Raw genomic sequence first — 10,154 nt, forward strand, 5'->3', positions numbered from 1 at the left:
GGTTAGCTATTAGTGTTTGGTTTTATGCGCATGATCCACATATCGTCATCATACGAAGCGTTTAGTTTGGTGTAATAAGAGGTCAAAGCATTGTTCCAAGTTTCATGCTTTTTTAAGTACACGTACCTATTTTTGTCTGCGGGGCTAACGAAGTAGCTCGCGTGCAAACCTTTGGAATTTAATTCTTTAACAAAGGCTTTGGCACTGGCCGAATTGTCAAAAACATTGGCAATAATGTAATAGCCCTCTGGCAATCCGTCGCCGGATTGTGTTTGTAGCACTACATGCTTGTTGCCTTTTGCCAGGGTATTGTTTGCTACGTTTTTGGAAAGCACATTGTTGTTGTACTTGGACTTTGCGGCCAAAGTTCCGTCGTAGCCCGCAATGGGCGAACCGCCATTGTTCACGTTCATCACCCAAGCGTCGCCTTGGTAGGTGCCGTTCATCTTGGTACGATAGGCTTCCAGAGCTTCAGTCTTGTTGTTAAAGTCCCCGATGTATACGTAGTTGAGACCATTCTTCGGGTTTTGGAAGTAGTCGGCTTCAATACCTTGGGCACGAAGTTTTTCAATAAATGCGTTGAGGTTGTTGGTATCCCTGAACACATTGGCAATCAAATAGTGACCGCTTTCCACATTGGGAACAGCATGGGATTTGAACCTTGTTGCCTTGTTACTTTTTACCGACCTGTAGGTGTTGTCCTTTTTTGAGGAGGTATTGGAAGCATAGGCCACTCCGGTATTTGCTTTGGTTTCGTTGATTTTGATCACCTTTTTGGTAGCCGTGCTGTTGGATAGCCCATGGTTGGCCAAAGGCTGTGTTTTGCGGGTAACAATGTCCGCACTGTCCATATCGGCAAAGTAGACCTCTTTAGCCCTTTGTTCCAACGCTGGATTCTGACCACGTGTTTCCCGCTGAACCATTTTCATTACGGTTTCGAAGCGTCGTTCAAGGTCTTTTTTTCTAGTAGTTTCAATGGAATCCTGCCGCATTAGCAATTCGTCCAAAATGGCATCGTTTTCAGCCAATTTGTCCTGCAGGCGGGCGATTTCCAAATCTTTATCGGTAATGCTCAAGCTATCTTGTGGTACATCTTCCTCATTGGAAACCAGTTCTTCGCCTTCTTTTTCCAACATAACCCTATCCTCGGTGAGGTTAGGCGTAAAGGAGTATGCTAAGGAGATCTCATGGGTTACCCCAAAGTTTTCAAATTGGTTGGACAAGCCTTTTTCCACGGTATATCCCAAGGAAATATTTTTTGTTAGGTTAAAACCAAGTCCGGCGGAAGCACCATAAAAGTCATCGTAACCAGCCTGTACCCACCCCAATTTGGGTAGGTCTAGGATGAGGTTTCCACCTAGGGTAAGGTTTTCTTCGCCAACTTTACGGACCCTTGCCAAGGGCATCAAACGGGCCTTTTCCATGATCCCAGTTCCATTTTCAAACTGATGGGTATATTGCAAGTGACCAGAATAGGTCTTTTCATTGAAATCAGTGACAGACTCACTGGTTTTTAGGTTGTAGTCGAACAAGTTTTCTGCAAAACCTCCAATATCAAACTTACCAATGGAGAAGTTGAACCCAGGCTGAAAGCTCACTAAAGAACTGCTTTCCAAGGTATTCAATAGCGGGTCAACCTCAACAGAATTTACCCTATCTTGATTAAAGGCACTTTGGTAATAACTTACGTTGGCACCAAAGGTGAAGGTGCTTTTTGGGCTCAAGCGAACGCCATAGGCGTAGTTGGCGTGAACACCGAAGTTATTGAAGAGACCTTCGCGGTTAGTGAACAAACTAAGACCAACACCACTTCTATCGCTCACCCTACCACTATAGCTCAAGAAGTACACTTGGTTATTATCATCAAAAGATACCGACTGGTTTCTGTGAAATAGGTTAATGTACGATTTGTCTTCCCTTACCGTGGAAAAGGTAGGGTTGAGCAAGAACCTATTGAACTTCAAAAGGTTCTGTGATGGCACGTTATAGGGTACATAGGCTTCTTCCTCCTGTCCGCGGATTCCGGAAAGGGCAAGTAGCAAGAAGGCAAGTAAGAGTAGAGGTTTTTTGGTCTGCATTGCTGCTTATTTAATAACAGTGATGGTTCCTTGTTTCAGGCTTTTGCCACCACGGGTAATCTTGTAATAGAAAATCATGTTTTGTTTGTTGAAAGTTGTGGTGGACTGCGGCCAATTGTTTTCGTAGCCAGCTTGGCTAAACACTTGCTCCCCTCTTTCGTTGAAGATGGTCACAAGTACGTTCGGATCTCTGGAATAGGTGTTGGGCAATACCCATAAATCGTTAATACCGTCGCCATTGGTGGTAATAACATTTGGTATATTGAACATATCCCTGTAGGTAACAGTAATGACTTTGCTCACTGTACAGGTTCCGAAATAGGCCACGAGTAGGTATTCCCCTTCCTCGGTAAAGTCGTAAAAACTTCCTGAGGAAATAAGGTTGTTCCCTGCATCGTACCATTCATAGGAATCTGCACCGCTAGCGGTAAGGGTTTGGGTTTCTCCCTCAATAATGATGAGGTCTTTGGGCTTATCAAGTACCAAAAGCGAATCATCAAAGGCGCTAATGGTGATTTCGTTGGATACTAATGGACACGCGTTGGAAGTGATAACAAGTTGATAAACACCTGTTTCGTTCACCGTGAAAGTGTCGGATGAGGAATCAACAACAGCTCCGTCCTTTTTCCATTGGAATGTTACATCGGTCAAATCTTTGGAAGTTTCCAGAACGATGGCCTCTCCTCCTTCACAAAGCACATTACCGTTGGCTGTAATCTGTAAGGTTTCATTGGAAGCCAATGTCACGGCCAAGCTGTTGGACAGGGCCTCAAAGGCATCAACGGAACCCAATAGGGTATATTCGCCGTTGTCTTCCTGATTGGATAGGGTAATGGTCTTTGATGTTTCCCCTGAAATGTTGGCTCCATTCAGTTTCCACTGATAATCAAATGAACTTTGTAGGTCTGCGGTCACATCCGTTTTGGCACCACTATCGCTTACTGCATTGATAGCGGTCAAGGTCAGCGTAGCGTCAACACTTTCACAAGAAGTGTAATTGCCCACATAATCGACCACAAACTCAAAAGAGTCTGGAGATACTACCGTGGTGGTTGCAGAGGCAATGGGCTCGGGCGTACAAGGACCCCCATTTTCCGTGACTGTTACGTAATAATCGCCCACTTCGCTTATTACAAGGCTATTACTGGTGGCGTCTGCAATGGCAGCACCATTTCTATACCATTGATAACTTGCACTTGTAGCCGAGGTTGAGACGGATAAGTTTTTCGTCTGTGCAGGAAGCAAGACTATATTTTCGTTGTTGTTCAATGTAATGTCGAACGAACCGGTTCTGGAGATAGTGACAGGGGCCGATCTTTCGGTACAGACTCCTGTTCCAGAAATTTCAACCTCATAGGAACCCTCAAAGCCTGTTATGCTGGAGTTTACGTTAAATGTGCTGGCATCAACAGTAGGCCCGTTTACGACGACCCCATCTTTGTACCAAGTATATTTTAGTCCCATTCCGGAAATACTGGCCTCCAATACCTGGGATTCTCCTGGGCAAATGGCAATGCTGCTTGGGCCGTTGATGGCCAAGCCTGCACTGGTGCCAGTTGATATTTCAATGGTGTTGGATAGGGTGTTTGCGGACCCGGAACAATCCCCGTAATCGAGTTCCACGTAGTACATGCCCGGTTCAGAAACGGTAATGCTTTCTGATTTTGTGGGCAGTAATGTACCACTGCGGTACCAGTTATAGATATAGGTAGAGGCATTTGGAATGTTGTGCGGCTTTAGTGTGACCGCTCCACCACCACAAATTTGAATCAACCCCCCAGAAGGAATGGATCCGCTTCCGTTTTCACTGATCAGCAAGGGCGCATTGTAATCGATAAAATACATGGAAAAGGCATCAGAAGCGGGACTGGTCTTGGCCGGACTCGTGCTTCGAACCCTCATTTTATAGCTGCTACCACGCATTTCCGAAGGAAGTGCGAATTGAAACTCAAAGTCAAAAGTTGTGTTTTTGTCACTGACGCGGGCCAGTTCTGTTGGATCGGAGAAAAAGCCGTTGGCATCCGATAGCTCCAGAACAAATTCGTTGTTGCTGTTCACCAAGGGCGGATCCCAAGTAAAGTTCACGAAATATTCGTTAAAGCCTGCGGAAGCACAGACAGCGGTCCAAGCGGAATTTCCAGCAAGGTTGGGGTTGTCGGCCGGCACGGGCTTGTGTAGAATCTGGGCTTGCGAAGTAAGGGTACCAAGTAGCACAAAAGCCAAGGCCAGAACAAGAACGCTATAGGTTGAATTACTTTTTCTCATCACCGTTAGTATTTAAGAGGTTATGGGCCATATAGCCCTGTTAGTTTGTGCCCCTTAATTGTAATAATCGTAATTCCTTCGGAGAGACGGTGTTCGGGCGCCTCTCTTTCATATAGTATTCCAATAACAAATATGTCGCTATTTTCGACGAACGGAAAGATATTGTTGTAGGTGTATGGAAAACTGTTGTGAAATGGCCTACTTTGTATACACGGAAGCAGGAAAAATAGCTATCAACATGGGATTTTACTACATTTGCGCATCAAATTACTGGTATGTCAGAAGAAGCTAGATCGCTCAACTTTATAGAACACATTATTGAGGAAGACCTAAAGAAGGATTATTCCAAAAATGACCTTAGGTTTCGTTTTCCACCGGAGCCAAACGGCTATTTGCACATTGGTCACGCTAGCTCCATTTGTCTCAATTTTGGGCTTGGACTGCGGTATAATGCCCCGGTGAACCTTCGTTTCGACGATACCAATCCGGCCAAAGAGGAAAAGGAGTATGTGGAGGCCATCAAGGAAGATGTACGCTGGCTCGGCTTTGAGTGGGCTTCGGAATGCTATGCATCGGATTATTTCCAACAATTGTACGATTGGGCGGTTGAGCTCATCAAAAATGGAAAAGCCTATGTGGACAGCCAATCTTCCGAAGAAATAGCGAGTCAAAAAGGGACTCCAACAGAACCAGGGAAAGAAAGTCCCTACCGTAATCGTTCCGTAGAGGAAAACTTACGCCTTTTTGAGGGTATGAAAAACGGTGAGTTTAAGGATGGAGAACATGTACTCAGGGCAAAAATCAATATGGCATCTTCAAATATGCTCATGCGTGATCCGGTAATGTACCGCATCCTGCATAAAGCGCACCACCGCACAAATACCGATTGGTGTATTTATCCGATGTACGATTGGACACATGGCGAAAGCGATTATATCGAACAAGTGTCGCATTCATTGTGTACACTGGAGTTTTTACCCCATCGCGAACTATATGATTGGTTTTTGGACCAAGTGGTATCTTCGGAAAAATTACGCCCAAAACAGCGTGAATTCGCTCGAAGAAACCTTAGCCATACCGTGGTGAGCAAGCGAAAGCTGCTGCAGTTAGTTCAAAATGGAATTGTGACTGGGTGGGATGATCCCCGCATGCCGACCATTTCAGGATTGCGAAGAAGGGGGTTCACTCCGGAATCCATCCGAAACTTTGCCGACACTATCGGGATTGCCAAGCGCGACAATGTGGTAGATGTATCCTTGCTCGATTTTCATGTAAGAGAGCATTTGAACAAAATTGCACCACGGGTAATGGCAGTTCTCAATCCATTAAAATTGGTGATCACCAATTATGAGGAAGGTAAGGAAGAGTGGTTGGAGGCCGAGAACAATCCAGAGGATGATTCCGCGGGCAGCCGCAAGGTTCCTTTTTCTAGGGAGTTGTACATTGAACAAGAAGATTTCAGGGAAGAGGCCAATCGTAAATTCTTTAGACTGAAACTTGGAGGAGAGGTCCGTTTAAAGAATGGATACATTATAAAGGCTGAAAGCTGCACCAAAGATTCAGAAGGAAACATTACCGAAGTACAGTGTACGTATGACCCCAAAAGCAAAAGTGGTTCAGGTACCGAGGAAAGTTTACGAAAGGTGAAAGGAACTTTACATTGGGTTTCCATTGCGCATGCCATTACTGCCGAAGTACGATTGTACGATAGATTGTTCACGGATGCCACACCTGATAGTCATAAAGACAAAGATTTTTTGGATTTCATAAATCCGGATTCGTTGCAAAAGGTAACAGGTTATTTGGAACCTAGTTTAAAGGATGCCAAGATTGGCGATCAAATGCAGTTCCAGCGCTTAGGTTATTTTAATGTGGACAAAGATACTACGTCCGATCAATTGGTGTTCAATAGAACTACGACCTTACGCGACACCTGGGCCAAATTGGAGCAAAAGGAGTAACATAATATTTTCTTATTAAACTTTGCCCCGCCATTGAATTACCTTATTGAAAACGGCCTTTTTTGGCGGGTTTCTTTTGACTAATTTTTAAAGGCCGGCCAAAGGCCTGGAAAGTGGGCAAAAGATGGATTGTAGCGTCTTATTTGCAATATTTCATCAAAATTTAGCTAAAGCGTTAACGTTTCCACCGTTTGAATTGATCCGTACTCTCATGCACCATTACTTTTGAGTAAATCCGATTCGGTAATCATTTTAATAGGTTACAATTCGGTATCACTGAAGTTTAATCAAATATCAAAAAAATTATGTCAAATAACACAGGAAACGTATTAACCGCATTATTAACTGGAGCAGTTGTTGGAGCTGGAATTGGAATTTTGTATGCTCCGGATAAAGGAAAGAAAACCAGAAAGAAAATCAAAAAGAGTGCCGTAAAGGCCAAAGATGATATCACCCAAAGTCTAAATAATGCCAAAGAAGAATTCACCAGAACGGCGGATGCCAAAAAAGTAGAATTCGAAGAAAAGCTGGAGGATACATTATCTACTATGAGCTATAAGGCAGATGATATTTTGGTTGCCTTGGAAAAGAAGCTCGAAGATTTGAGAAGTAAGAACGCCCAATTGCAGAAGTAATCCATGGCATTTGAAGAAATTAAAGAACAGATTGGCGATGTGGAGGATGGGGTAAAGTCCTATGTGAAGAATAGTTTGGACTTTTACCGCCTCCAAAGCTTTAAGTCCATGATGAAGGGAATCACCATGGCCACCAAAGTCTTGGTTATTGGCGGTGTGGTTTCCATGGCTCTTTTGTTCCTTTCCATAAGTTTGGCCTTCTGGTTTGCGATGTTGTTAAACAACACGGCCCAAGGATTTTTATTGGTCGGCGGTATTTATGTACTGATTGGTCTAATATTATGGTCTGTTCGCAAAAGGTTTGAAAAGCCATTATTGAAGAGTTTTTCTAAATTTTATTTTGACGAGATATGATACAAGGAACATATACATCATTCGAAGAAATCGATCGGGATTTGAAAATTCTCAAATTACAGCGACAAATTGAGGAGGAGAAAGTGAAGCTTGCCGTTCAGAACACGAAGAACGAACTCTATCCAACCAATATTTTGGGAGGATTGGCCCCTTTGCTTCAAAAAGTTGCTATCTCTTTGGTCGCCAAAAAGATATTGAAGAAATTGGATTAAGGTCGCAAGGCATTGATTAAAAGAAAAAGGCTCCGTCTTCGGAGCCTTTTTGTATTGGGAATAGGTTTACTAATTGTTGTCCGTACCTTTTTCGTTTTTCTTGCGCTTCATAGCTTCTCCAATTTGGTTACTGGCCGTAAAGGAGGCCACCATATTGTTTAGCATGTCGCTTCCGGCCTGCGGAGAGTTTGGCAACAAAATCAAGTTAGTATCGGTTTCTTCACCAATAGCTTGCAAGGTGTCGTAATGCTGGGTAACCACAATGAGAGCAGAGGCTTCTTGGGAATTGATGCCCACCTTGTTTAACACTTCTACGGATTCTTCGAGACCGCGGGCAATTTCCCTTCGCTGGTCTGCAATACCTTGACCTTGCAAACGCTTGCTTTCCGCCTCGGCCTTTGCTTTTTCCACAATCAGGATGCGCTGCGCGTCACCTTCAAATTGGGCCGCGATCTTTTCACGTTCTGAGGCGTTGATGCGGTTCATGGCGGCTTTTACCTGCGCGTCCGGGTCGATATCCGTCACTAGAGTCTTGATGATGTCAAAGCCATAGTCCAGCATCGCATCTTGCAGCTCTGCCTTTACTGCGATGGCGATGTCATCTTTTTTAACGAAGACATCGTCCAGTTTCATTTTAGGAACCTCGGCACGGACCACATCAAATACGTACGAAGTGATTTGATCGTGTGGATATTCGAGTTTGTAAAAGGCATCATAGACCTTGTCTTTTATGACAACGTACTGCACAGAAACTTTTAGCTTTACGAACACATCGTCTTTGGTTTTGGTCTCTACGATAACATCCAATTGTTGAATTTTCAGGCTCAATCGGCCTGCAATACGGTCCACAATCGGGATTTTCATTTGAAGCCCGGAGTTTCTGATGCTATGGAATTTTCCAAAGCGCTCTACAGCCACAGCAGTTTGTTGCTTCACAATAAAAAAGAACTTAAAAAGGATAATCAGCGCTATAAACGCAATCGGTATTAGATAATAGTTGCCCATAGTGTTTAGGATTTATGTTAGAAATGGAAATTACGAAACTTGACTACATTATTAGTAGTCAATTTTCAAATAATGTTACATTTCCAATAATCCTATAACTGGGCGATGGCGGTCTGTATGCGGGAGATGCTTTGTGCTTTGCCAATAAGCGCCATGATATCGAACAAATGCGGTCCTTTCATGTCACCAACGATTACCAAACGCAAGGGAGGCATCACTTTTCCGAAGGAAAGTTCCTGTTCGGAAATCCATGCTTTCACCTGTTGTTCGATATTTGTTGATGAAAAATCATCCAATTTTTCCAATAGGGAAGCTAGCTGTTGCATGATTTCAGGGGTATCTTCCTTCCATTGTTTTTTTACCGCTTTTTCGTTGTAGGAGCCAGGAGCTTGAAAGAAATAATCGGAAAGTTCCCAGAAATCGGTGACGAAGGAAGCTCTCTCCTTAATGGATGATACCACCTCCACAACATAATCCATTTCTGCAGTAATACCTTTTTGGGCAAGTTCCTTTGTGTATAGTTCTGCCAACTCGGCATCACTTTTTTTCTGGAGCCATTGTTGATTATACCAATTGTTTTTTTCGGGGTCAAAACGGGCTCCGGATTTATTGACACGCTCCAGGGTAAAGCTGTCTACTAGCTCATCCAAAGTAAAAATTTCTTGTTCTGTGCCGGGGTTCCAACCCAATAACGCCAAGAAATTAACAACCGCCTCCGGAAAAAAGCCGGCTTCGCGGTAGCCTTCGGATTGGTTCCACGTGAGCGGAAATATGGGGAACCCCCCTTTTTCACCATCTCTTTTGCTCAATTTTCCTTTCCCAACGGGCTTCATGATCAATGGAAGGTGTGCAAATTGTGGTGCATCCCAACCAAATGCGTCATATAGAAGTTGATGCAAGGCCAAGGAAGGCAGCCACTCTTCACCACGAATCACATGGGTAATTTGCATCAGATGGTCATCCACAATGTTGGCCAAGTGATAGGTGGGCATACCATCGCTTTTGAACAATACCTTATCATCCAACACATTGGTATCGATGTGAATTTCTCCACGGATGATGTCTTTTAGAACAAGATTTTCATTTTCAGGGGACTTAAAGCGGATGACATAGTCTTCTCCGGCGTTTATTTTGGCCCGCACCTCTTCATTGGAAAGAGAGAGGGAATTGGTCAGTTTTAATCGGTTGTGCCAATTGTAGATAAATGTCTTACCCTTGGTCTCATGGTCTTTTCGGTGCTGGTCGAGGGCCTCTGCCGTATCAAAGGCATAGTAAGCCTTTCCTTTTTCTACCAATTCTTGTGCATAAGCTTGGTACAATTGTTTACGCTCACTCTGACGGTATGGTCCAAAGTCTCCTTCTTTTCCCGGTCCTTCGTCAAAAGGAATCCCGCTCCAGTTAAGGGCCTCAATGATATAAGCTTCGGCTCCTTCCACAAATCGGTTTTGATCGGTATCCTCTATTCGCAAAACGAAGTCACCATCATGTTTTTTGGCAAACAAATAGTTGAAAAGCGCCGTGCGCAATCCGCCAATGTGCAATGGACCGGTAGGGCTGGGCGCAAATCGGACTCGTACTTTTTGACTCATAATCGACCTTGATTAGGCTGCAAAGATACATGGATGCGGTTGAACAGAAAAGGGG

The 10,154-nt window shown here is 43.9% G+C and carries 8 protein-coding genes; 4 read left to right on the forward strand and 4 right to left on the reverse strand.

What is annotated here, in order from left to right:
- Positions 1 to 2: 2 nt before the first annotated feature.
- Complete coding sequence (locus RBB12_RS02530; protein ID WP_306012670.1) at positions 3 to 2,078, reverse strand: PorP/SprF family type IX secretion system membrane protein; 2,076 nt, start codon at positions 2,076 to 2,078, stop codon at positions 3 to 5.
- Between the two features lie 6 nt (positions 2,079 to 2,084).
- The gene (locus RBB12_RS02535) at positions 2,085 to 4,343 is read right to left on the reverse strand and encodes a gliding motility-associated C-terminal domain-containing protein (RefSeq protein WP_306012671.1); all 2,259 of its coding nucleotides are present in this window, start codon (positions 4,341 to 4,343) and stop codon (positions 2,085 to 2,087) included.
- A gap of 275 nt (positions 4,344 to 4,618) precedes the next feature.
- On the opposite strand from RBB12_RS02535, the gene RBB12_RS02540 reads away from it, so the two are divergent.
- The 4 genes from RBB12_RS02540 to RBB12_RS02555 all read left to right on the forward strand — a co-directional run bounded on the left by RBB12_RS02540 (position 4,619) and on the right by RBB12_RS02555 (position 7,505).
- Positions 4,619 to 6,304, forward strand: a complete 1,686-nt coding sequence (locus tag RBB12_RS02540) for a glutamine--tRNA ligase/YqeY domain fusion protein (RefSeq protein ID WP_306012672.1) — start codon at positions 4,619 to 4,621, stop codon at positions 6,302 to 6,304.
- Between the two features lie 305 nt (positions 6,305 to 6,609).
- Positions 6,610 to 6,939 carry a YtxH domain-containing protein gene (locus RBB12_RS02545; protein WP_306012673.1) on the forward strand — a complete coding sequence of 110 codons (330 nt, stop codon included), beginning with the start codon at positions 6,610 to 6,612 and terminating at the stop codon, positions 6,937 to 6,939.
- 3 nt (positions 6,940 to 6,942) lie between these two features.
- Positions 6,943 to 7,293, forward strand: a complete 351-nt coding sequence (locus RBB12_RS02550; protein ID WP_179383230.1) for a phage holin family protein — start codon at positions 6,943 to 6,945, stop codon at positions 7,291 to 7,293.
- On the forward strand, positions 7,290 to 7,505 hold the full coding sequence (locus RBB12_RS02555) for a DUF6327 family protein (protein WP_293281217.1): 216 nt from the start codon (positions 7,290 to 7,292) through the stop codon (positions 7,503 to 7,505). Before RBB12_RS02550 ends, RBB12_RS02555 begins: the two co-directional genes overlap by 4 nt.
- 69 nt (positions 7,506 to 7,574) lie before the next feature.
- On the opposite strand, the gene RBB12_RS02560 is transcribed toward RBB12_RS02555, so the two are convergent.
- Both RBB12_RS02560 and gltX read right to left on the reverse strand, forming a co-directional pair.
- Positions 7,575 to 8,510 carry an SPFH domain-containing protein gene (locus tag RBB12_RS02560; RefSeq protein ID WP_306012674.1) on the reverse strand — a complete coding sequence of 312 codons (936 nt, stop codon included), beginning with the start codon at positions 8,508 to 8,510 and terminating at the stop codon, positions 7,575 to 7,577.
- A gap of 92 nt (positions 8,511 to 8,602) precedes the next feature.
- Positions 8,603 to 10,099 carry a glutamate--tRNA ligase gene (gene gltX / locus RBB12_RS02565; RefSeq protein WP_306012675.1) on the reverse strand — a complete coding sequence of 499 codons (1,497 nt, stop codon included), beginning with the start codon at positions 10,097 to 10,099 and terminating at the stop codon, positions 8,603 to 8,605.
- Positions 10,100 to 10,154 lie beyond the last annotated feature (55 nt).

It is taken from the genome of Allomuricauda sp. MMSF_3307 (assembly GCF_030733585.1).
Classification (GTDB): domain Bacteria; phylum Bacteroidota; class Bacteroidia; order Flavobacteriales; family Flavobacteriaceae; genus Flagellimonas.